Origin of the sequence: Bacillus cereus group sp. BceL220, assembly GCF_051776965.1 — a bacterium.
Taxonomy (GTDB): Bacteria; Bacillota; Bacilli; order Bacillales; family Bacillaceae_G; genus Bacillus_A; species Bacillus_A cereus.
Genome location: NZ_JBPWBC010000003.1, coordinates 393565 through 415860, shown reverse-complemented (window position 1 = coordinate 415860; position 22296 = coordinate 393565). Strand labels below are relative to the sequence as shown.

Below are 22296 nucleotides of genomic sequence, written 5' to 3'. Positions count from 1 at the left end.
CTAATGACTAATACTAGCTGTTGGGTATAATGTTGTTCCTCCAATTGAAACTTTTATTTCATTTGTTAATGGAACATTTTGTTCATTAATAATTGTTCTCCACCATTCCCATGCAAGACCAGTACATTCTCTTGCTACAATTTTTATATTTTTTGAGTTCGGTGGAAGAGGGATAACTGTAGAGTAATGAGCCGTTTTGTCTTTTCCGCTACCATCCCACGTTTTATGTGTTAGTACTTCGTTACCCTTTTGGTCAAATGTGAATTCATCCCAAGATACATCAAATTGAGCAACGTAAGCACCGTAATGATCAAGTGTCATTTTAGCACTTGAATATTCTGTAGTTGTCGTCTCAATATAATCTGTATTGTTATGAACAGCAGCAGTTGCATTATCTTTTAAGAAAGTGCTTGTATATGAAATTGGGTATGCTGGATTTTTAAGACTTAATTCAGCATTATCTTTAATGATATTTCGGATTTCATTGAAATCTTTAGTAACAACCTTGTTATGCTCTTTCGCATCTCCGCCTAATACTACAGCAGTAAAGGTACTTTCTTCAAAAATATCTTTATACTGTCCACTTGTTTCAACGCTGTTATTCTTAAGTAAGGCTTTAAAAGCAGCTTGTACATCTTTGCTCTTAGATGTTGTTTCTAATTTTACATAAATCGTTCTACCATAAGCTACATTTGAAACCATAACAGGTGGAGCCGAATTACTTACGCCTTTTCGAGTTAACTCATCAAAAGTAACACTATTATCAAAAAGGTCGGATGGATTGTTAGGTAGTTCAGCACTTACCGTATAAAATATTTGCTTATATGCGGCAACCATCACTTTTTTCTCTCCATTTGCAACCGCATTAAAATCAATATTTAGACTGTTATCAAGATATTTAGCGTTAACATTAAGAGCACTTGCAATTTGTGATTTACTATAAACCATAGATTCCGTATACTGCATTCTTGCAGGTAACGTATGTGTTGTAGAATACTTTTCATTCCAAGTAGATACTAAATCGTCTACTGCTCCAGCTACATTACCATATGTCGGATTTTGGACAGTGATTGTATTTTCTTTTCTCATGCCCGGTAAGTCTATACTAATATTCAAAGGCTTTCTCTTAGCCACTAATAAACTCGGTTGATTGTCTGCAAAAGCTTTATTTGCAAGTTGTACAGCTCCTGGATACGTACGATTCACTACAGAATCAATAATTGAAATATCGACTGGTGACGTTGTAAGTGATTTTTTCTCGCGTTCCACTACTACAAATTTACCATTTGAATTGATACTTTCTTTCGGAACAAAACTCTCTACCTTATCACCATTTACAGCTAAAACCTCTTGATTATTATATTTAAGATTTGCTATACCAGTATCAATGCCACTAGCATTTTTGGTTACATCAGTTATATTACTTGCTTGTGTTTCTGCGAAGGAAATAGATGAATAATTAATAGTGCATAGACTAACTAATAAACATGCAAGGAACTTTCTTCTTTTAGTGTTTTTCTTAATATTCAGAAAAATCACCCCGTTCTTTTTTTAGTAAAATATGATAATAATTGATAAATGATAGCTAACTAATAAATTTACATAAATGCTTTTAAAAGTTCTTGAATTAACGGGATTACGCCACCTACAAATTTTAAAACTGCCATTGCGATTTCCATATTATTTCCTCCTTTTTATTGCTACGAAAATATGATTTATCTTTATGCCCTCATTATAGTGACCCCTTACACTTTTATCAATACACTCTGATATGCAATATTACATATAAAAAAATAAGCTGAATTCTTTTGAAAAATTATACAGAGATATTTTTTCCACTTGGTACATACTTGAAAAGGTGAAGCATTCTTTTGCATTTTATGAGTAATCACATAAAAAAAGCTGCTGCCTATAAAATACAGACAGCAACTTCAACTAGAGTGTCTTGCATAATCTACGCAAGGCATTTTATAACTAATAAACTGCGATCGGCCCATAAGGACCATTAATAATTTCTATTTTTGTTTCAAAAATATCTGTCAAAAGTGTTGAGTCCATAACCTCTTCTACTGTTCCGAAAGCAGCAATTTGTCCATCTTTCATAGCACAAATTTTATCCGAGTATTTAGCTGCAAAATTTATGTCATGCATAACAGTCAAAATTGTTCTTCCAAATTCATTAGCTGCACGTCTTAAATGCTCCATCATTTGAACAGAACGAGCAACATCAAGGTTGTTCAGAGGTTCGTCCAAAAGTACATATTCCGTCTCTTGGCACAATACCATCGCTACATATGCCCTTTGTCTTTGACCACCAGAAAGCTCATCTAAATATCTATTCTCTAAACTAGTTAAATCTAAGAAATCGATATATTTAGAGATGATAGCCTCATCTTCTTTAGTCAATCTTCCCTTTGAATAAGGAAAGCGCCCAAATCCAACTAATTGTCTCACAGTAAGCCTAGTTACAAAATGATTTTCTTGTCGCAATATAGTCAAAACTTTTGCTAAGTCTTTTGATTTGGATTCAGAAACATCCATATTTGCTACCTGAATTTGGCCTTCATCCATATCTAAAAGTCTGCCAATCATCAAAAGTGTTGTTGACTTTCCAGCACCATTTGGTCCAATTAAAGAAGTAAATCCTGCTTTTGGTATTTCAATATCCAAAGGTCCTATTTTTACCTTATCAGTATAGAACTTTTTAACATTATCAATTTTTATCATAAAGCCCTCTTCCTTAAAACTATAGTTAAGAATATGATTCCACCAAATAATTCAATAATAACTGAAACTACACCTTGAGCATGGAATACATGATACATTAAAAAGTATGCGCTCGTCATTATTAAAAATCCTATAGCAAAAGCCATCGGAAAAATATATCTATGATCATAAGTTGACGCTGCCTGATAACTCAAAGTTGCCACTAAAAAGCCGTAGAAAGTAAGTGGCCCAATTAGAGCTGTTGAAATGGACATTAAAATAGCTACTAATACAAGCGTATAAATTACACTAGGTTGGTATTTAACTCCAAAAGAAGTAGCAACATCTTTTCCTAGTGACAAAACATTCAAATTCTTAGAATGAGCAAAAATTAATACCGCTACAATTATGATCATAGGAATTACAATAGGAAAATATGCAGGATCTGCATGATTAACAGAACCAAATAATCTTGCTTGTAAGATATCAAATTCTGAAGGCGCAAGTAGTTTTCTCATGAAAGTTGACACAGAATTTAGCCCGGTACCAATAATAATTCCAACTAAAAGCATAAGTTGTAAATTCCCGTATTTACCGGAAAGTAACCATCCATAAAGTATCAAACTCATGAAGACCATAACAACAACTTGGAATAAAAATGATCCAATTCCATTAAAATTTATTAACGCACTAGCACCAAAGAAGAATACTGTACTCGTTTGAATTGCTGAATAAAGTGATTCGAAACCTAAAAGTGAAGGAGTAATAATTTTATTATTCGTAATAGATTGGAAAGCAACTGTCGACAAGCTATGGCAAACCGCAGCAATAATCATTGCAACAATAGCTACTATCCTTCTCTTAACGACTGGGATAAAAGAAGGTGAATCTATCGGAACTGGATTGTTATAAACTAAAAGTCCATATGAAGAAAGAAGACCTAAAGCAATCAATGTTATCAGTAAAATCCAATAACGTCTTGCTTCCTTCTTAGACCGAAAAGCGCTAGCTGATCTACTTTCATTATGAAGGCTAGAATCGATTTCGACATTTTCTTTTTTTCTATATTCTAATGTGATCATCGTAGCCTCCTTGGTTTTCTTTGTCTCAATAAAATAGTAATAAACACGACTGCTCCCACTGTTGCAAGTATTAAAGAAACAGGTAATTCAAAAGGCTGTATAATTGTTCGAGAAATGATGTCACAGGCAGTTATTGATCCCATTCCGATCACACAAACCCAAGGTAAATTACTCCTAAGATCATCACCTCTAAACATTGAAACGATATTTGGCACAATTAATCCTAAGAAAGGTAAGTGTCCAATAACAGCTGCAACAATTCCAACTGCAACAGAGATAAGAGCAGTCCCAAAAAGAACAATTCTATTGTAATTAACTCCAAGACTTGTTGCGACATCTTCTCCTAGTCCAGCTAAAGTCAATCTATTAGCATACATAAAAATAAGAAAAGTAATGATAACAATCAGCCATAAATATTCATATCTTCCCACCTGAATGTTAGCAAATGAACCTACAAACCAAGTTTCAATACTTTGCGTCTTTTGAAAAAGGAGTCCTAAAAAAGTAGACACTGCAGAAATTACTGCTCCAAGCATCAATCCAATAATCGGAACAATTAAAGACGAACGAAGCTTAACTCTTCTTAAAAATAGAAAGAAAATCATAGTTCCTATAAAAGAAAAAATGATTGCACCAGTCATTCTTTGAACTAAAGTCGGGGCAGGAAATAATAAATACACAAAAAGCAGGCCTAAGCCTGACCATTCAATAGTCCCCGTTGTAGTAGGTTCAACAAAGCGATTCTGTGTAATGAGTTGCATTACGAGCCCTGCCATCGCCATCGCAGCTCCAGTAAGCATTAATGCAGCTGTTCTCGGAACACGAGTTATGAAAAACATCTCTGTCCCGTCCTCTTGTCCACGTATATCATAAACTCCAGTAAACAGTGATATAATCCCTAAAATTATAACAACTATAATCGCTATTATAAAAGGTTTTGTCCATAATTTATTGTGATTATAAAACTGGGGTTGAGAAATATTCTCAACCCTAGAAATTATATTTTTTGACACTGTTTCGTACTCCTTTACACTACTTAGCTAAAGTTTTTGCCATATTTCCAAATAACTCTATATAAGTTTGAATTGATTCATTTGTGTAAGTATCTTCTGGTGCATAAATAACTTGTTTTTTAGAAACAGCAGTTGTGTTTTGAAGAGCAGGTGATTTAGAAATAACATCCTTAGCAGGTGTTGACTTAGCTGCATCAGATGTTGCAGCATCACGATCTAATACGAAAATCCAATCAGGATTTGTTTGTGCAATAGCTTCAACAGAAACGTCATCACCTTTATGACCTGCAGTAGAATTTGAAACTTCTAACGCTGGAGTCCAACCGAAAATGTCATACATTGGTCCCCAAACACGACCAGAATGTGGAGCAGCAAAACCAATATTACCACCAGTAACGATAACACTCATAACTTTATCTTTTCCGTTATAAGCAGATTTTGCTTTTTCAATAGATTTATCAAAATCAGCTACTAATTGTTTAGCTTCTTTATCTTTATTAAAGATTTTTCCTAAAGTAACTGTAGAATCTTTAAGTCCTTTTACTAAGTTTTCGCCAGGCTTAGTAGCTTTCTCAGAAACATCAAAATTAAGATCAATAACTGCTGCATTTGGTACTAATTTTTTGATTTCTTCGTAATGGTCAGCAAATCTTTGACCAACAATTACAAGTTCAGGATTTGCCGCTGCAATAATTTCTAGATTTGGTTCACGGTGATTCCCAATATTTTGAACTTTTTCATCCTTTTTATATGCTGAATCAGCAGGCATGATATCCTTTGGAGCAGCCGCTAATTTAATTCCCCAATCAGATAAAGTTTCAAAAGTTCTGTTATCCAAAGCAACTACATTCTTTGGGTTTACAGGGACTTTAACAGTTCCATGAGCATCAGTGATTTCAACCGTTTTTGGCTTATCACTACCATTATCTTTATTATTAGCCTTCGAAGTTTCTTTACTTGAATCTGAGCAAGCTACTAACATTAAAGTGAAAACTGCTAGAATACTCACTAATTTTAAAAGCATAGATTTTTTCATATGTATACTCCTTATAGTGTGATTTATTTCGAAAATGATGACATCCATAGATTGAATTAGAAGGTAACTTTTATTCAATTGAATCGCTATTGATAATCATTTTCATTTGAACATCCTGTTAATTAGTATAGTCATTAATTCTGTGAAAATCTTGTGAATGGTGTGAATTCATAAAATCAGGCATAAAAAGTAATATGTGAAGTCAGGCGTTTTGATTAACCTTTATTCTTCAGAGCGTGTCGTTTTTTTTCGAGTAGACACTTTCATTAGATCCGGTCTCAACTAATGCACGTTAGAATCATCCCCTCCACACCACCCAAAAGATGAGCACCTTATAAACCATAATTTCCCCTGCAGAAAATGCTCATTAATAGCTAATGTTTTCATAATCCATTGCCTGATAGAAATATTCTTTTTTCATCTTTTAATACTTCTCAGGAACTATTTAATTATCACATTTAATAAAAAAAATGAGTAAAACCGAATGAAATAGTTTTACTCATTTTTTATTATCTTATTTTTATCAGTCAATCATTGAATAGCCTCTGCCATGTATCGTTTGAATATATCTGTCTTTCTTCTCGCACTTTAACTTTTTTCTTACATACCCAATATATAAGTCTACTACATTTGGATTTACTACTACGTTATATCCCCATACTTGATTCAAAAGCATTTCACGGCTCAATATTGTGTTTTTATTCTTGATTAAAAATACAAGTAAATCGTACTCTCGCTTAGTAAGCGACAGGTTTTCGCCACCTTTTTTCACAATATTGCTAGATGCATCAACAAAGAGATCTTTAAACTGAAAAAAGTTTATCTCCTTTTGCTGGTTACAATCACTTCTCCTTAAAATTGCTTGAACCCTTGCTACTAATTCTTCTTTCGCAAATGGTTTTCTGATATAATCATCTGCTCCTGCTTGTAACCCTGCTACGCAATCCTTGCTAGAAACATTGTCGGTCACAATAATGATCGGTGTCGTTTTAACTAATCGTATTTGTCTACAAATTTCTGGTCCGGATATACTTAATGAATCCCAATCCAATATGATAATATCCCAATCTTGTTCATATATTATATTTAAACCTTCGTTTTCATTGTGAAGTTTTAAAATGAAATAGCCTTCTTGCGTTAGACCGCTTACGATTTTCTTTGCTGAAGACCGTTCATTTTTAATCACCAACACCTGCTTCACCGATGGTTCACCTCTACTTCAATATAACTTATTTAGATAAAAAATTATCCCCAAAAAACAATTTAAGATTTATAAATTTAAAACCCCTAAATAATCCATTAAAACAGTTTATTAGGAGAACTCTATATAATCTTACAATAGGTATGGATAAAAACACAAAACATATGAAGATTCAAATAAAGCGAAGTGTTAATTAAATAGAGATGTTCATCCCCCACTGCTTATGAGTCCTCACCAATCAGGCTTTTACTGGATAAAATTGTGATAGTTAAGGGATAACACACAAGATGCATTGATGATGTAATTGAAAGAACCAAGAAATTAGATACATTCTATTTTTAGAACCATAACTTTGCCACAAACAAAAAGAACCATAACCTCGCCAACCTGGCAAAATTATGGTTCATATCATACAAAATAAAAAACCACCAAATATGTATTGGTGGAGACGGTGGGAGTCGAACCCACGTCCAAAAATATCGGCACTTAAGCTTCTACGAGTGTAGTCGATATATTAGCATTTCGCGAACTCTTCGGCCTATCGACAGGCTTCCAAGTTGCTAGTCTGATTGTTCTCTTCCTTCGCCCTCAGACGGCGAACTCCGGCGTAGTCCACTTAGTTTGAGTCCCTTACCCTACCACATGGACGATGGAGGGAGGAACCTTTAGTGCAATTAAGCAGCTAAAGAAAGATTGTTTTGTTTGCCAATTATAGGCTTTGACGTTTTAACGAGGCCGATCCCCTCGACTCGCAACCTAAGCTCGAACTATCCCTGTCGAATCCGTAACGTCCCCATGATAAAAATGGAGCATACGAAGAAAATATCGTGATAGCTACTAAGAGCTGTTTTTCAATGTGCAACAACCTTACATAAGTTATTATATCATACGCGCGCCGTTTTACAAATGTAAATATCTGTATTACATCTTTTGGCGATCACGGAACACGCGTGCAATTTCACGTTTCGCTTCTTTCTCTTTTAAATCGTGACGTTTATCATATTGTTTCTTACCTTTTGCTAAACCAAGTGCCATTTTTGCAAATCCATTTTTCAAATAGATTCTAAGTGGAACTAATGCGTAACCTGTTTCTTTTGCAGCGCCCGCTAGCTTATCAATTTCTTTTTTATGAAGAAGTAATTTTCTCGTACGAAGTGGATCATGGTTGAAACGATTCCCTTGTTCGTATGTATTAATGTGCATATTATGAACCCATACTTCACCATTATGTATACGTGCAAACGCATCTTTCAAGTTCACGCGACCAGCGCGAATCGACTTAATTTCCGTTCCTTGAAGGACAAGCCCTGCTTCGTATGTTTCTTCGATGAAATAATCATGAAACGCTTTTTTATTTTGTGCAATAACCTTACCTGTACCTTTTGGCATATAACGTCCCTCCTCTATTTTTACTATTGTAACAAATGTTAATAAAAAGCGAAAGTGGCTCGTTCAGAATGTGAGGTGGATGGAGCTTCTGACCTTGAGGCGCTCTTTGCCTCTGGGGAAGAAGCGAAGCCGCCAAACATTCTAGCCACTGTAGCTGGATTCCGATAAAAAGCGAAAGTGGCTCGCTCTCAAGCCACGAAGAAAAAAGAAAACGGCCCCGCTTTTCATCAAAGCGAAGCCACTCTTTTCTTACTTACGCTTTTTCTTTTTCTTCTTGAATCCTGGTACGTTTTCGAAAAATCCTTTTTTCTTCTTGCCGTTACCATCTTTTTTCCCTGGCTGACTTGCGGATGCGGATGTGGATGCAGATGCGGATCCTCTTCCTTTTCCTTTGCCACCACGGTCAAATTTTCTACCTGTGCCACGTTCACCGCCGCGCTCATTACTGCGCTCGCTACGTCCACCGCGTTTCTTTCTGCCTGTTCTTGGCTGCTCGATAACGACTGGACGATCTTTGAACTTACGACGAGGCGTACCTTTCATGCCAACGATTTCAAAGTCGATTGCACGCTCGTCTTTATTTACGTTAATAACGCGAATTGTAATTTCATCACCGATGCGGAATACGTTTCCTGTACGTTCTCCGATCATAGCGAAATGTTGCTCGTCATAACGGTAGTAATCATCCGTTAAATAACTAACGTGTACAAGACCTTCAATTGTATTTGGAAGCTCTACGAATAAACCGAAGTTTGTTACAGAGCTAATCATACCGTCATACTCTTCACCGATCTTATCAACCATATACTCTGCTTTTTTCATCTCATCTGTTTCACGCTCTGCTTCAACAGCACGGCGTTCCATATTAGAAGAGTGCTCTGCAATCTCAGGTAATTTTTCACGCCATTTTGCTTGCGTTTCATTGTCGACTTTACCATTAATAATGTATTCACGAATTAATCTATGAACAATTGTATCTGGGTAACGACGAATTGGTGATGTGAAATGTGTGTAGAACTCAGTTGATAAACCGAAATGTCCTAAACTATCCGCATCGTAACGAGCTTGCTTCATAGAACGAAGCATAACTGTTGAAATAACTACTTCTTCTGGCTGTCCTTGAACCATTTCAAGAATTTGTTGCAGCGCACGAGGATGCACTTCATTCGCACGTCCTTTTACCGCATATCCGAAGTTCGTTACAAACTCGAAGAAACGCTCAAGCTTATCTTCTTTCGGATCTTCATGGACACGGTACATAAACGGTACGTTCATCCAGTGGAAGTGCTCTGCTACTGTTTCATTCGCAACAAGCATAAATTCTTCAATTAACTTCTCTGATACAGAGCGATCGCGCATAACAACATCAGTCGGTTTTCCTTCTTCATCTACTAATACTTTCGCTTCTTTAAAGTCAAAGTCAATTGCACCACGGCGCATACGTTTTTCACGTAGAATTTGTGCCAATTGCCCCATCTCTTTAAACATCGGTACTAATGGCTCATAACGCTTAATTAACTCTTCGTCCTCATCTTCTAAAATGCTTCTTACGTCAGCATACGTCATACGCTCTGTCGTTTTAATCACACTTTGGAAAATCTCGTGTTTAACAACATCACCTAAGTTGTTGATTTCCATTTCACAAGATAATGTCAGACGGTCTACTTTCGGATTTAATGAGCAAATACCGTTAGATAGACGATGTGGAATCATTGGAATTACACGGTCAACAAGATACACACTTGTCGCTCTTTCCGCTGCTTCTACATCAATTGGAGAACCTTCTTGAACGTAATGACTTACATCCGCAATGTGAACGCCTAGCTTGTAATTGCCGTTCTCAAGCTTCGTTACTGTAACAGCGTCATCTAAATCTTTCGCATCTGCACCATCAATCGTTACGATCATTTGATCACGTAAATCACGGCGATCTTTTAAATCTTCTTCTGAAATCGTTTCTGGTACACTGTTTGCATGCTCCATCACTTCTTCAGGGAATGCTAAAGGTAAATGATGTTTATGAATGACAGATAAAATATCTACTCCTGGATCATTTTTATGACCTAGAATTTGAATAACTTCACCTTCTGCACTTAAACGGTTTTCTGGGTAGCTCGTAATTTTCACAACTACCTTATGACCTTCTACAGCACCCATTGATGCACTTTTCAAGATAAAGATATCACTCGTCCAGCGCTTATTGTCAGGTATAACAAAGCCAAAGTTTTTCGATTCTGTATATGTACCAACAAGTTCTTTCGTTCCACGCTCTAAAATGCGTACAATTGAACCTTCTTGACGTGAACCGCTCGATTGAGAACTAAGTCGTGCTAATACTGTATCGCCATGAAGTGCACCGTTTAATTCTGTAGGAGGGATGAAAAGATCATCGTCTCCCGTTTTCTTCTCGTCTGGTACAACGAATGCAAAGCCACGTGCATGTCCAATTAACTTACCTCTTACTAAATTCATCTTTTCAGGAAGACCGTAACGGTTGCTACGTGTGCGAATAACAAGTCCCTTCTCTTCCATCATTACAAGTGCCTTTACAAAGTCTTTAAAGCCCTCAGAACCTTCAATTCCAAATGCCTCTTCTAACTCTTGTATCGTTAGCGGTTTATACGCTTCTTCTCTCATAAATAATAACAACTTATCAATATGTTCTTGTGTGATTTCTTCCAAGCAAAAATACCTCCTTTAAAACCTTATATTATTTAGTGTATCCGAAAGATAGGGGATGTATAAAGCGAAACTTCAATACTCCCCTTATGATTTTTACAGTTTTCACAAAAAATTCCTTATGAAAAAAAGAGGCAACTAGATCTTACCAATCTAGTTGCTCCAAGAAGTTATATACATCCTCATGTAGCTCGTCACGTTGTTTATCAAGTGTAATGACATGCGTAGAGTCTTCATACCATTTAATGTCTTTTAACGTAGATTCTACACCGTTATAAATAATGTTAGCACTATCTGTATTAATCATTTCGTCATGACGTGCTTGTACAACAAATGTTGGTGCATAAATCATATCCACATTGTTACGTACGTCAGCAATTAATTGTTGTAATGCTTTTAATGTATTCATCGGTGTCTTTTGGAATTCCAACATTTCTTGTTCAATTTGTTCTGGTGATTTTTGCTCACGTTTTTTATATTCGCGGGCATATGCCAATATACCTTGGTACATCGTTTCTTCGCTCTTAATATACATCGGTGCACACATTGGTACTACACCTAAAACCGGTACTGTATAACCTAATTTTAAAGAAAATACGCCGCCAAGTGACAATCCAACAACAGCAATTTTCTCAAAACCTTTATCTTTTAAAAGCTGATATGCCTCCGTTACATCTTGCCACCAATCTGTAGGGCCTGTATGAACAAGCTCTTCTGGTGGTACACCGTGCCCTTTATAAATTGGCGCATGACAAGTATAGCCTTTCTTTTCTAAGAAACGCCCTAACATACGTACATCAGCTGAGTTCCCTGTGAATCCATGTAGTAATAAAACAGCGCGGTCTCCACCCTCAAATGTAAATGGTTTCGGAGATGCTAATTTCATCATGTACTTCTCCTCTTTCTCTTCTGTAATCTAGTCGTATTCTTTCTATATCTAGTGTACCATATTTACATTTCTATAATCTAATTAGAAACATCTTTCAAATGGCAAAACAAAAAAGAAGAACCATTAGTACATCTTACTAACGCTTCTTCTTTCAATTCTATAAGTTTAAGTACGTAACAGCAATTGTTAATACAAAGAACAATACAGCTAAAACAATTGTAATACGGTTTAATACTGCTTCAATTCCACGTGCTTTTTGCTTACCAAATAATTGCTCTGCACCGCCTGAAATTGCACCTGAAAGGCCTGAGCTATTACTAGACTGCATAAGTACCATAACAATCATTAAAATCGATACAGTAATAAGTAAAACGGATAATAACGTATGCACTTGGCGTACCTCCTACAAAGATTCAGTTATTGTAACTGTAGCATAAATCCTATAGAAAAGCGAGAGCTATAGAGTTGCCCTCGCTTTTCTTCTATTACATAAACATCATTGCAAATAACGGTCCAAGCAAACATGTCAAAATTGCTGTTAATGTCATTGTTACCGATCCAATAACACCTTCATGCTCGTTATTTTTCATTGCTCTCATAACACCCATAATATGAGAAGCACATCCAAATCCGATACCTTTACCAACTGAGTTTGTAACACGGCTCCATTTTAATAAGAGAGGTCCTGTAATTGTTCCAGTAATACCTGCGATAACAACGAAAGCTGCTGTTAAGGAAGGTACACCACCAACTTGTTCAGAAACGCTCATCGCAACTGGCATTGTTACCGATTTTGGTAAAGACGATAAGATTAAGCTTTTATCTGTTCCCATAAGTGAAGCAATAGCAAAATCACTAGCAATTGCGACTGTTGTACCTACTAATACCCCGCCAGCAATCGGTACAACATATTTTTGCAGAACATGACGTTGTTTATAAAGAGGAATTGCAAATGCTACAACACCGGGTCCAAGTAGCTTTGCAATCCAGCCACCACCACTTTCCATATAATGTTGATATGGTATATCAAGCACGATAAATAGGAAAGCCATTAATCCTGTTGCTACAAGCATTGGAATGGTGAATGGTGTTGGAAATAATTTATAGATTTTTTTAGATAATTGATATAATAGCACCGTAAAAAGAACCCAACCGATTCCGATTAATATTTGGCTCATCGCGACTCTCTTTCCTTCCTATTCGCAAGATATTGTCCTGTATGTCCTGCGACAATAATAATTAAAAATGTACTCGCTACAACTGTAATGAAAAGAGAAATTCCTTTACTCATAAAAAAAGCACCGTAATTCATTAGGCCAAGCGTTGGCGGAATTAATAAAAACGGCATAATAGCAACGAGTGTTTCTGCTCCTAAATCGAACCATTTCACTGGAAGAACTTTTAGGCTAAGTAAAACAAGTAAGAGGAACATCCCTATCAAACTTCCTGGAATTGGAATGTTTAACATTTCTTGCACCCAAGTTCCAACCATATAAAACACGTAAAGAGCAGCAATTTGGACAAGAATCTTTGTAAATTTCATGTTCATCATCCCTCATGTTTATACGATCTTCTGTTAATATCTTTATCATAGTATAAATTGTAAAAAGCTGCAATTTATCAACTTGACAGCAAAAACAGCCTATGTTACACGCTTACAACCTTGATATGACTGCATTTTCAAACAAAAATTACGTCAAAAACCTTGACCTAATATAAAAAGTTTTTATTTTCTGAATTTATAAGACTGTTATTTCAATAAAATAATCTTTTTATCCTTAAACTTACATATATATAAAGTGAAACTTTAATCATTGAGGGTTTCCTCATCCCCATTGATCATTCCTCACCAAGCGGGTTTGTACGGGATAAACAAGATAGGTGGTGAACATATGCCCAAAAAAGTTCTCATTTTTTGTGATCCTGGGATTGATGATACGATGGCTCTCCTCTTAGCATTCTTTATCAATGAAATAGAAATCGTCGGTATCGTTGCTGATTATGGCAATGTTCCAAAAAAATGGCCGTAGAAAATGCTCATTTTCTTACAAGCGAAGTAAAGGGTAGAAATATCAAAATCTTTGGTGGATCAGAACGTCCAATTACTGGTGCTCCTCCTGCTTTTTTTACAGATGTACACGGGAAACAAGGGCTCGGGCCAATTATTCCAAAGGTGAATGTAACTAACGAAGAAATGGAGAATTTTTTTGAAGTTATTCCTCTTATTGAACAGTATAAAGATGAATTAATTATTGTGAGCTTAGGAAGACTTACCTCCCTAGCAATTTTATTTATCGTATGTAAACAATTAATGGAGCAAGTTAAATCTTACTACGTAATGGGCGGTGCCTTTTTACATCCTGGTAATGTTACCCCTATTTCCGAAGCAAACTTTTATGGCGACCCTACTGCAGCTAATATAGTCCTTCAATCCGCAGCTAACATGTACATATACCCATTAAACGTCACCCAATATTCCGTCATTACACCAGAAATGGCCGAATACATTGAGGCAAAAGGAAAAGCCCCACTTGTCAAACCGTTATTCGATCATTATTACTACGGATATTATAAAGAAGCCCTACCACATTTAAAGGGCAGCCCCTTCCATGACACAATGCCAATACTCGCTTTACTTGATAACTCTATGTTTACCTATCACAAATCACCTATCGTTGTCATGACAGGATCTTATGCACAGGGGGCAAGCATTGGAGAATTTCGCTCTTTAGGAGAACCTAAACCATTTATTGATTGGCCGAGTCATCAAATAGCAATTGATTTTGATTATAACCGCTTCTTCAAACATTTCATGTCACTTATGACAGGTGAACAATTTTAACATAAAAAAACAGACCGTGATTTCTCACGGTCTGTCGTTTATTTTCTACAATTATCGTTTGATGTTATAGAAAGATTTGATACCATCGTAAACAGCGATTTCGCCTAGTTCGTCTTCGATGCGTAATAATTGGTTGTACTTAGCAATACGGTCAGTACGGCTCATAGAACCAGTTTTGATTTGGCCAGCGTTAGTTGCAACTGCGATGTCAGCGATTGTAGCATCTTCAGTTTCACCAGAACGGTGAGATACAACTGCTGTGTAACCAGCACGTTTAGCCATTTCGATAGCTTCGAAAGTCTCAGTTAAAGTACCGATTTGGTTAACTTTAATTAAGATTGAGTTAGAGATACCTTTTTCGATACCTTCAGCAAGTTTTTGAGTGTTAGTTACGAATAAATCGTCACCAACTAATTGTACTTTATCACCGATACGCTCAGTTAATAATTTGTGACCATCCCAGTCGTTTTCGTCTAAACCATCTTCGATAGAGATGATTGGGAAGTCTTTGCAAAGCTCTTCGTAGAAATCAACCATTTCTGCAGAAGTTAAGCCAGTACGGCCTTCGCCTGCAAGGTCATATTTACCAGTTTCTTTGTTGTAGAACTCAGAAGAAGCAACGTCCATTCCTAAGAATACGTTCTCGCCAGCTTTGTAACCAGCTTTTTCGATAGCTTCGATGATTACTTCTAGAGCTTCACGGTTAGAACCAAGGTTTGGAGCGAATCCACCTTCGTCACCTACTGCAGTGTTAAGACCTTTGTCATGTAATACAGCTTTAAGTGCATGGAATACTTCAGCACCCATACGGATTGATTCTTTGAATGTTGGAGCACCAACTGGTAAGATCATGAACTCTTGGAAGTCAACGTTGTTATCAGCGTGAGAACCACCGTTGATGATGTTCATCATTGGAGTTGGTAATTGTTTTGCATTGAATCCACCAAGGTAACGGTATAATGGAAGACCTACGAAGTCAGCTGCTGCGTGAGCTACTGCCATAGATACACCAAGGATAGCGTTAGCGCCTAGTTTACCTTTGTTTGGAGTGCCATCTAATTCGATCATAGCACGGTCGATACCAGCTTGGTCAGTTACATCGAAACCAGCGATTTCTGGAGCGATAATTTCGTTAACGTTGTTTACTGCGTTAACAACACCTTTACCAAGGTAACGAGATTTGTCACCGTCACGTAATTCTACTGCTTCGTGCTCACCAGTAGATGCACCACTTGGTACGATAGCGCGTCCGAAAGCGCCGCTTTCTGTGTAAACTTCTACTTCTACAGTTGGGTTACCACGAGAGTCAAGGACTTCGCGAGCATAAACATCAATAATTGTTGACATAATAAATTCTCTCCTTTTTATATAAGCAAATTATTTAATAATTGTTTTACCTGTCATTTCTTTCGGTTGTTCCACATTTAAAAGTGTAAGCATTGTTGGAGCGATATCTCCTAAAATACCACCTTCACGAAGCTCTACATCATTTTTTGTAACGATGAAAGGAACCGGGTTAGTTGTATGAGCTGTCATAGGACCGCCATCAGCAGTTAACTCCTGATCAGCATTACCATGGTCAGCAGTAATAAGTGCTACACCATCTTTTGCAAGAATCGCTTCTACAACTTTTCCTAAACATTCGTCAGTTGCTTCTACTGCTTTAATTGTTGGTTCCATCATCCCAGAATGGCCAACCATATCACAGTTCGCAAAGTTAAGAATGATAACATCATGTTTATCATTTTCGATTTCATTTACTAAAGCGTCCGTTACTTCGTAAATGCTCATTTCAGGTTTCAAGTCATACGTTGCAACCTTTGGTGAGTTAATTAAGATACGCTCTTCTCCTGGGAATTCAGCCTCACGACCACCGCTAAAGAAGAATGTAACGTGCGGATACTTTTCAGTTTCCGCGATGCGAAGTTGCTTTAATCCCGCTTGCGCAACAACTTCACCTAAAGTGTTATCAAGGTTCATTGGCTTGAATGCCACGTAACCATCTACAGTTTCACTGAAGTGTGTCATACATACGAATTCTGGAATGTGAGGTACTTTTTCACCACGATCGAACTCACGGAAGTCTTCGTTTGTAAATACACGAGCAATTTGAATTGCACGGTCTGGACGGAAGTTATAGAAGATAACTGCATCATCATCATTGATTGTTGCAACTGGCGTGTTATCTTCGTTAACAATTACAGACGGCAATACGAATTCATCATAGATACCGTTCGCATAAGAGTCTTCTACACACTCTTCTGCTGATTTATAAGTAGGGCCTTCACCATTCACCATAGCACTGTAACATTTTTCTACGCGATCCCAACGCTTGTCACGGTCCATAGAGTAATAACGACCAGAGATAGTCGCGAATTGTCCTACTCCTGTTTCTTTAATTACTTCATTCGTTGCATCGATATAACCTTTTGCTGTTTGTGGTCCAACATCGCGGCCGTCTAAGAATGCATGGATATAAACTTTCTCCACGCCTTCTTTTGCTGCTAAGCGAAGAAGAGCAAACATATGGTTCATGTGACTGTGCACACCACCGTCAGAAAGTAAACCGAATAAATGAAGTGCAGTACCTTTTTCTTTTACGCTTTTAATTGCATTTTGGAAAGTTTCGTTCTTATCGAACTCACCTTCACGAATTGCAACGTTAACGCGTGTTAAGCTTTGATATACTACGCGGCCAGCACCGATATTTAAGTGACCAACCTCAGAGTTACCCATTTGACCTTCTGGAAGACCTACCGCCTCACCACAAGCTGTAAGCGTTGTATGAGGGAATTTGTTCCAGTAACCATCAAAATTAGGTTTCTTAGCTTGTGCTACAGCATTCCCGTAAGTTTCTTCACGAAGTCCGAAACCGTCAAGAATGATTAAAGCTGTTGGCTTTCTCATTTTACCGCCCCCAGAAGACCTAAGAACGAAGCAGGCTCTAAGCTAGCACCGCCAACTAAAGCGCCGTCGATGTCAGATTGTGCCATATACTCTTTAATGTTTTCTGGTTTTACGCTACCGCCGTATTGGATACGAACAGCTTCTGCAGCTTCTGGAGAAACAGCTTCTGCAACAACTTTACGGATGTGCGCACATACTTCGTTTGCATCTGCAGAAGAAGAAGATTTACCTGTACCGATAGCCCAGATTGGCTCATAAGCGATAACAGTTGCTTTAACTTGCTCTTCTGTTAAACCTGCAAGTGCTTTTGTCACTTGACCTGCTACTAGATCAAATGTTTTTCCGCTTTCGCGCTCTTCTAAAGTCTCACCACAACATACGATTGGTGTTAAACCATGTTCAAATGCTGCGATAGTCTTTTTGTTTACTGATTCGTCTGTTTCAGCAAACATTTCACGACGCTCAGAGTGGCCAAGTACTACATAGCCAACTTTTAAGTCGCTAAGTGCTACTGGGCTAATTTCGCCAGTGAATGCACCATTTTTTTCGAAGTGCATGTTTTGTGCACCTACTTGTAAGTCAGTTCCTTCAGTTGCTGCTACAAGGCGCTCTAAGAATAGAGCTGGAGAGCAAACTACTGCATCAACAGCTGAAGCTGCTGGGATTTGACCTTTAACTTCCTCTACGAAGCTAACTGCTTCAGATAGAGTTTTATTCATTTTCCAGTTACCTGCGATAATTGGTTTACGCATGCTTTGCACCGTCCTTTTTCTTTGGCTGCTACTTATTTGTCGTTAAGACAAACTACACCTGGAAGCTCTTTACCTTCCATGAATTCTAATGACGCACCGCCGCCAGTAGAAATGTGGCTCATTTTATCAGCCATACCGAATTTTTCAACAGCTGCTGCAGAGTCACCACCGCCGATAACAGAGTATGTATCTTCTGCATCTGCTAATGCTTGTCCTACTGCTTTTGTACCTTCTGCGAATGGAGTCATTTCGAATACACCCATTGGTCCATTCCATACAACAAGCTTAGAATTTTTAATTACATCTGCATAAATTTCACGTGTTTTAGGACCGATGTCCACGCCTTCCCAGTTAGAAGGGATAGAGTCGATACCAACAATTTTAGTTGTTGCAGTTTCAGAGAATTCCTCAGTGATTACAACATCAACTGGCATGTAGAAGTTTACGCCTTTTTCTTTTGCAAGTTGCATAAATTCTTTAGCTAGTTCAATCTTGTCGTCTTCACATAGAGATAGACCAATTTCATGACCTAAAGCTTTAACGAATGTGTAAGCAAGTCCGCCACCGATGATTAAGTTATCTACTTTGTCTAATAGATGACGAATTACACCGATTTTATCTTTTACTTTCGCACCACCGATGATAGCTGTAAATGGACGTTCTGGGTTAGAAAGTGCTTTACCAAGTACATCTAACTCTTTTTCCATTAATAGACCAGATACTGCTGGTAGGTAGTCTGCGATACCTGCTGTAGAAGCATGAGCACGGTGAGCTGCACCGAATGCATCGTTTACGAAGATGTCAGCAAGTGCTGCAAATTCTTTCGCAAGTTCTGCATCGTTCTTTTCTTCGCCCGCATAGAAACGTACGTTTTCAAGAACTAATACGTCGCCTTCGTTCATTGCTGCAACCATTTCTTGTGCAACTGGTCCGAATGCTTCGTCCGCTTTTTTAACATCTTTACCAAGAAGCTCGCCTAAACGTGCTGCTACTGGAGTAAGACGTAATTCTTCTACTGCTTGACCTTTTGGACGGCCTAAGTGGCTTGCTAAAATAACTTTCGCACCTTGCTCTACTAAATATTGAATTGTAGGAAGAGCTGCACGGATACGAGTTTCATCTGTAATTTTGCCTTCTTTCATAGGTACGTTGAAATCAACGCGGCAAAATACACGCTTACCTTTTAAATCTACGTCACGAATTGATTTTTTGTTCATTGGATTTCCCTCCGACTACTAGTTAGGATTGACAAAACCCATTCAAAAGCTTAACACATTTGCTTTTAAAACGAAAGAAGAGAGAGAGGGAACAAACCCTCTCCCTCGTTTTGTCATTGATAACTTATATAATTAAGAATTAAAGACCTTTTGAAGTCATGTAAGCTGCTAAGTCTACTACGCGGTTAGAGTAACCAGTTTCGTTATCGTACCAAGAAAGTACTTTAACCATGTTACCTTCCATTACCATTGTAGATAATGCATCGATTGTAGAAGAAGCTGTACATCCGTTATAGTCGATAGATACTAATGGCTCTTCGCTGTATCCAAGGATACCTTTTAATTCGCCTTCAGCTGCTGCTTTGAATGCTGCGTTTACATCTTCAACTGTTACTTCTTTGTCAAGTTCAACAACTAAGTCAACAAGAGAAACGTTAGCAGTTGGAACACGTACAGCGCCACCGTTTAATTTACCTTTAAGTTCTGGTAATACTAATGCTACAGCTTTAGCTGCACCAGTAGATGTTGGGATCATGTTTTCAGCTGCTGCACGAGCACGACGTAAATCTTTGTGTGGTAAGTCTAAGATTTGTTGGTCGTTAGTGTAAGAGTGAATTGTTGTCATCATTCCGCGTTTTACGCCGAATTTTTCGTTTAATACTTTAGCGAATGGAGCTAGACAGTTTGTAGTACAAGAAGCGTTAGATACTACGTTGTGGTTAGCTGCATCGTATTGTTCATGGTTAACACCCATAACTACAGTGATATCTTCGTCAGAAGCTGGAGCTGAGATGATAACTTTCTTAACTGATCCACCTAAGTGTTTTTCAGCGTCTGATTTTTTAGTGAAACGGCCAGTAGATTCTACTACTACTTCTACTCCGTAGTCGCTCCATGGTAATTGAGCTGGGTCACGCTCAGCGATAACTTTAATTTCTTTACCGTTAACAACGATGCTGTTTTCGTTAGCAGATACTTCTGCATTTAAAGTTCCGTGAACTGTATCATATTTTAAAAGGTGAGCTAATGTTTTAGCATCTGTTAAGTCGTTGATTGCTACTACTTCTACCTCAGAGTTGTTAAGAGCTGCGCGGAATACGTTACGTCCGATACGTCCAAATCCATTAATACCAATTTTAGTCATTTGAATTTCCTCCTTGGGGGATTATATTAAAGGGTAAAACCCTTTGTTAACTGTTTTGCTGCACCTTCATCTGTAATTAGAATTGAAGTGTGCCCTTGTTTAATTACAGCCTGTATTGCTTTTGCCTTTGAAGAACCTCCAGCGACTGCAACAACGTGAGATACATTTTGTAAGTCCTCTAGTTGCATACCAACTGTTCTTACTTTATGAACAACATTTCCTTCTTCATTAAAGTAGTAACCGAAAGCTTCGCCAACTGCTTCGCTTGCCTGAATCTTTAACCAATCTGCTTCTGAAGTACTTCTGCGACGTGCCATTGTTAACGCATCACCTATTCCATGAATGACGATATTGGAAGATCGAATCAACTCAAGAACTTCTTTCACGGAAGGCTCTGTCACAATAGACGCATATGCTTCGCTACTAACATGGTCTGGAACATACAATAAGCGATAATTACTCATCGTATTTTGCGCCATCTTGGCACAAATGGTATTGGCTTCTAATTCAACACCTTCTCCAATTCCACCACGTGCTGGGACAAATAGCATATGTAAATCTTTGCAATCAAGTTGCATCATGTCCGCAGCAGCAGCTAGCGTAGTTCCTCCAGCCACAGCAACGATATTATTCGCTGTCAGACGGTCTTTTATACAAGTCACACAAGCACGGCCCATCTCCAGTTTGACCCAAGGTGATTCATCACTATCGCCAGGGACAACGAAAACTTCATCCAAGTCTAATGTTTCCTTAAGTTGCTTTTCTAAAACCTTTAACCCGGAAATTTCTTTCATAAAGTCTTCCAAAGCAAGAACTAAAGCTGTTCCTTCTTCTGTCAAAGTCATTCCAGAAGAAGCGACGTGAACTAAGTTTTGTTCTTTCAAAACTTGAACTTCACTTCGCAATACTCGTTCTGTCATACCGAGACTTGCTGATAAGTTTCTTCTTCCAATCGGCTGCATGAGCCTAATGTATTGAAGAATTTGCATTCTCGTTTGCATAACAGGTAGCAGATCAGGTAATAATTTTTTTGTATTCTGAATCCATGAGCGCATATCTTTTCTCCTCACTACATCGGTTCATTTTCCTTTGTGGTCACTTTACGTCCCGTAGTGACATTTTGTGTCCCACATAGGTTAAAAAAATAATCCCTGCTACGTGTATTATTGTAACAGGAGATAGAAACTTATTCAACTCTTAACTGCATTCTTTATATAGTTTATTATGACACCTTTGTGAATGTTACCATATTCTACTTGTTTTCCGTCCATTTCTACAACCGGAATCATTAAGTGATATTTTTCTAAAAGGTCATTATCTTCATATATATCTATTTCCTCGATTTGAAAAGAATATTCACATTGTACTTCCTGTAAAACTTGTTTCGCCTTCACGCAAAGGCCACAATCTTTTTTAGTATACAGTACAACTTTCATCTT

19 protein-coding genes, 1 other RNA gene and 1 pseudogene are annotated in these 22296 nt (G+C 37.5%); 1 reads left to right on the top strand and 20 read right to left on the bottom strand.

The window, feature by feature from the left end; all coding sequences use genetic code 11:
• The 13 genes from alo to ACS2FK_RS11035 all read right to left on the bottom strand — a co-directional run bounded on the left by alo (position 1) and on the right by ACS2FK_RS11035 (position 13538).
• Positions 1 to 1539 carry an anthrolysin O/cereolysin O family cholesterol-dependent cytolysin Alo gene (gene alo / locus ACS2FK_RS11095; RefSeq protein WP_063548993.1) on the bottom strand — a complete coding sequence of 513 codons (1539 nt, stop codon included), beginning with the start codon at positions 1537 to 1539 and terminating at the stop codon, positions 1 to 3.
• 435 nt (positions 1540 to 1974) lie between these two features.
• On the bottom strand, positions 1975 to 2727 hold the full coding sequence (locus ACS2FK_RS11090) for an iron ABC transporter ATP-binding protein (protein WP_063548995.1): 753 nt from the start codon (positions 2725 to 2727) through the stop codon (positions 1975 to 1977).
• Positions 2724 to 3788 (bottom strand): iron chelate uptake ABC transporter family permease subunit, encoded by a 1065-nt coding sequence (locus ACS2FK_RS11085; protein WP_000631245.1) that lies wholly within the window; start codon positions 3786 to 3788, stop codon positions 2724 to 2726. Before ACS2FK_RS11085 ends, ACS2FK_RS11090 begins: the two co-directional genes overlap by 4 nt.
• Positions 3785 to 4801 (bottom strand): ABC transporter permease, encoded by a 1017-nt coding sequence (locus ACS2FK_RS11080; protein ID WP_000041820.1) that lies wholly within the window; start codon positions 4799 to 4801, stop codon positions 3785 to 3787. The genes ACS2FK_RS11085 and ACS2FK_RS11080 overlap by 4 nt, the downstream gene beginning before the upstream one ends.
• 19 nt (positions 4802 to 4820) lie before the next feature.
• Positions 4821 to 5837 (bottom strand): siderophore ABC transporter substrate-binding protein, encoded by a 1017-nt coding sequence (locus ACS2FK_RS11075; protein ID WP_063548997.1) that lies wholly within the window; start codon positions 5835 to 5837, stop codon positions 4821 to 4823.
• 523 nt (positions 5838 to 6360) lie between these two features.
• The gene (locus ACS2FK_RS11070; protein ID WP_063548999.1) at positions 6361 to 7038 is read right to left on the bottom strand and encodes a response regulator transcription factor; all 678 of its coding nucleotides are present in this window, start codon (positions 7036 to 7038) and stop codon (positions 6361 to 6363) included.
• 440 nt (positions 7039 to 7478) lie between these two features.
• Positions 7479 to 7833: a transfer-messenger RNA gene (ssrA, locus tag ACS2FK_RS11065) on the bottom strand.
• A gap of 126 nt (positions 7834 to 7959) precedes the next feature.
• Positions 7960 to 8427: an SsrA-binding protein gene (smpB, locus tag ACS2FK_RS11060; protein ID WP_001123917.1), complete on the bottom strand. Its 468-nt coding sequence runs from the start codon at positions 8425 to 8427 to the stop codon at positions 7960 to 7962.
• A gap of 249 nt (positions 8428 to 8676) precedes the next feature.
• Positions 8677 to 11109: a ribonuclease R gene (gene rnr, locus ACS2FK_RS11055; protein ID WP_063538040.1), complete on the bottom strand. Its 2433-nt coding sequence runs from the start codon at positions 11107 to 11109 to the stop codon at positions 8677 to 8679.
• A 142-nt stretch (positions 11110 to 11251) separates the two neighbouring features.
• Positions 11252 to 11992 (bottom strand): carboxylesterase, encoded by a 741-nt coding sequence (gene estA, locus ACS2FK_RS11050; protein WP_000761986.1) that lies wholly within the window; start codon positions 11990 to 11992, stop codon positions 11252 to 11254.
• Between the two features lie 160 nt (positions 11993 to 12152).
• Positions 12153 to 12386, bottom strand: a complete 234-nt coding sequence (gene secG, locus ACS2FK_RS11045; protein ID WP_000557266.1) for a preprotein translocase subunit SecG — start codon at positions 12384 to 12386, stop codon at positions 12153 to 12155.
• A gap of 94 nt (positions 12387 to 12480) precedes the next feature.
• Positions 12481 to 13173 (bottom strand): LrgB family protein, encoded by a 693-nt coding sequence (locus ACS2FK_RS11040; protein ID WP_000078304.1) that lies wholly within the window; start codon positions 13171 to 13173, stop codon positions 12481 to 12483.
• On the bottom strand, positions 13170 to 13538 hold the full coding sequence (locus ACS2FK_RS11035; RefSeq protein WP_000673222.1) for a CidA/LrgA family holin-like protein: 369 nt from the start codon (positions 13536 to 13538) through the stop codon (positions 13170 to 13172). Before ACS2FK_RS11035 ends, ACS2FK_RS11040 begins: the two co-directional genes overlap by 4 nt.
• A gap of 349 nt (positions 13539 to 13887) precedes the next feature.
• Here ACS2FK_RS11035 and ACS2FK_RS11030 point away from each other — a divergent pair.
• Positions 13888 to 14837: pseudogene (locus ACS2FK_RS11030) on the top strand (nucleoside hydrolase).
• 51 nt (positions 14838 to 14888) lie between these two features.
• Here ACS2FK_RS11030 and eno read toward each other — a convergent pair.
• The 7 genes from eno to ACS2FK_RS10995 all read right to left on the bottom strand — a co-directional run bounded on the left by eno (position 14889) and on the right by ACS2FK_RS10995 (position 22293).
• Positions 14889 to 16184 carry a phosphopyruvate hydratase gene (eno, locus tag ACS2FK_RS11025; protein ID WP_000103951.1) on the bottom strand — a complete coding sequence of 432 codons (1296 nt, stop codon included), beginning with the start codon at positions 16182 to 16184 and terminating at the stop codon, positions 14889 to 14891.
• A 30-nt stretch (positions 16185 to 16214) separates the two neighbouring features.
• The gene (gpmI, locus tag ACS2FK_RS11020; RefSeq protein WP_001231158.1) at positions 16215 to 17744 is read right to left on the bottom strand and encodes a 2,3-bisphosphoglycerate-independent phosphoglycerate mutase; all 1530 of its coding nucleotides are present in this window, start codon (positions 17742 to 17744) and stop codon (positions 16215 to 16217) included.
• Positions 17741 to 18496: a triose-phosphate isomerase gene (gene tpiA, locus ACS2FK_RS11015; RefSeq protein WP_001231038.1), complete on the bottom strand. Its 756-nt coding sequence runs from the start codon at positions 18494 to 18496 to the stop codon at positions 17741 to 17743. The genes gpmI and tpiA overlap by 4 nt, the downstream gene beginning before the upstream one ends.
• A gap of 32 nt (positions 18497 to 18528) precedes the next feature.
• Positions 18529 to 19713 carry a phosphoglycerate kinase gene (locus tag ACS2FK_RS11010; RefSeq protein ID WP_001036331.1) on the bottom strand — a complete coding sequence of 395 codons (1185 nt, stop codon included), beginning with the start codon at positions 19711 to 19713 and terminating at the stop codon, positions 18529 to 18531.
• Between the two features lie 139 nt (positions 19714 to 19852).
• Complete coding sequence (gap, locus tag ACS2FK_RS11005; RefSeq protein ID WP_000161234.1) at positions 19853 to 20857, bottom strand: type I glyceraldehyde-3-phosphate dehydrogenase; 1005 nt, start codon at positions 20855 to 20857, stop codon at positions 19853 to 19855.
• A 26-nt stretch (positions 20858 to 20883) separates the two neighbouring features.
• The gene (cggR, locus tag ACS2FK_RS11000; RefSeq protein ID WP_001258185.1) at positions 20884 to 21912 is read right to left on the bottom strand and encodes a gapA transcriptional regulator CggR; all 1029 of its coding nucleotides are present in this window, start codon (positions 21910 to 21912) and stop codon (positions 20884 to 20886) included.
• 135 nt (positions 21913 to 22047) lie between these two features.
• A complete protein-coding gene (locus tag ACS2FK_RS10995; RefSeq protein ID WP_000869730.1) occupies positions 22048 to 22293 on the bottom strand; it encodes a glutaredoxin family protein in 246 nt (81 codons plus the stop codon).
• Between the last annotated feature and the right edge of the window lie 3 nt (positions 22294 to 22296).

Bases quoted from the DNA above. Each gene is read 5' to 3' on its own strand.
- ACS2FK_RS11090 (WP_063548995.1), bottom strand. From the start codon at position 2,727: ATGATAAAAATTGATAATGTTAAAAAGTTCTATACTGATAAGGTAAAA.
- ACS2FK_RS11085 (WP_000631245.1), bottom strand. From the start codon at position 3,788: ATGATCACATTAGAATATAGAAAAAAAGAAAATGTCGAAATCGATTCT.
- ACS2FK_RS11075 (WP_063548997.1), bottom strand. From the start codon at position 5,837: ATGAAAAAATCTATGCTTTTAAAATTAGTGAGTATTCTAGCAGTTTTC.
- smpB (WP_001123917.1), bottom strand. From the start codon at position 8,427: ATGCCAAAAGGTACAGGTAAGGTTATTGCACAAAATAAAAAAGCGTTT.
- estA (WP_000761986.1), bottom strand. From the start codon at position 11,992: ATGAAATTAGCATCTCCGAAACCATTTACATTTGAGGGTGGAGACCGC.
- ACS2FK_RS11040 (WP_000078304.1), bottom strand. From the start codon at position 13,173: ATGAGCCAAATATTAATCGGAATCGGTTGGGTTCTTTTTACGGTGCTA.
- ACS2FK_RS11035 (WP_000673222.1), bottom strand. From the start codon at position 13,538: ATGAAATTTACAAAGATTCTTGTCCAAATTGCTGCTCTTTACGTGTTT.
- eno (WP_000103951.1), bottom strand. From the start codon at position 16,184: ATGTCAACAATTATTGATGTTTATGCTCGCGAAGTCCTTGACTCTCGT.
- gpmI (WP_001231158.1), bottom strand. From the start codon at position 17,744: ATGAGAAAGCCAACAGCTTTAATCATTCTTGACGGTTTCGGACTTCGT.
- tpiA (WP_001231038.1), bottom strand. From the start codon at position 18,496: ATGCGTAAACCAATTATCGCAGGTAACTGGAAAATGAATAAAACTCTA.
- ACS2FK_RS11010 (WP_001036331.1), bottom strand. From the start codon at position 19,713: ATGAACAAAAAATCAATTCGTGACGTAGATTTAAAAGGTAAGCGTGTA.
- gap (WP_000161234.1), bottom strand. From the start codon at position 20,857: ATGACTAAAATTGGTATTAATGGATTTGGACGTATCGGACGTAACGTA.
- cggR (WP_001258185.1), bottom strand. From the start codon at position 21,912: ATGCGCTCATGGATTCAGAATACAAAAAAATTATTACCTGATCTGCTA.
- ACS2FK_RS10995 (WP_000869730.1), bottom strand. From the start codon at position 22,293: ATGAAAGTTGTACTGTATACTAAAAAAGATTGTGGCCTTTGCGTGAAG.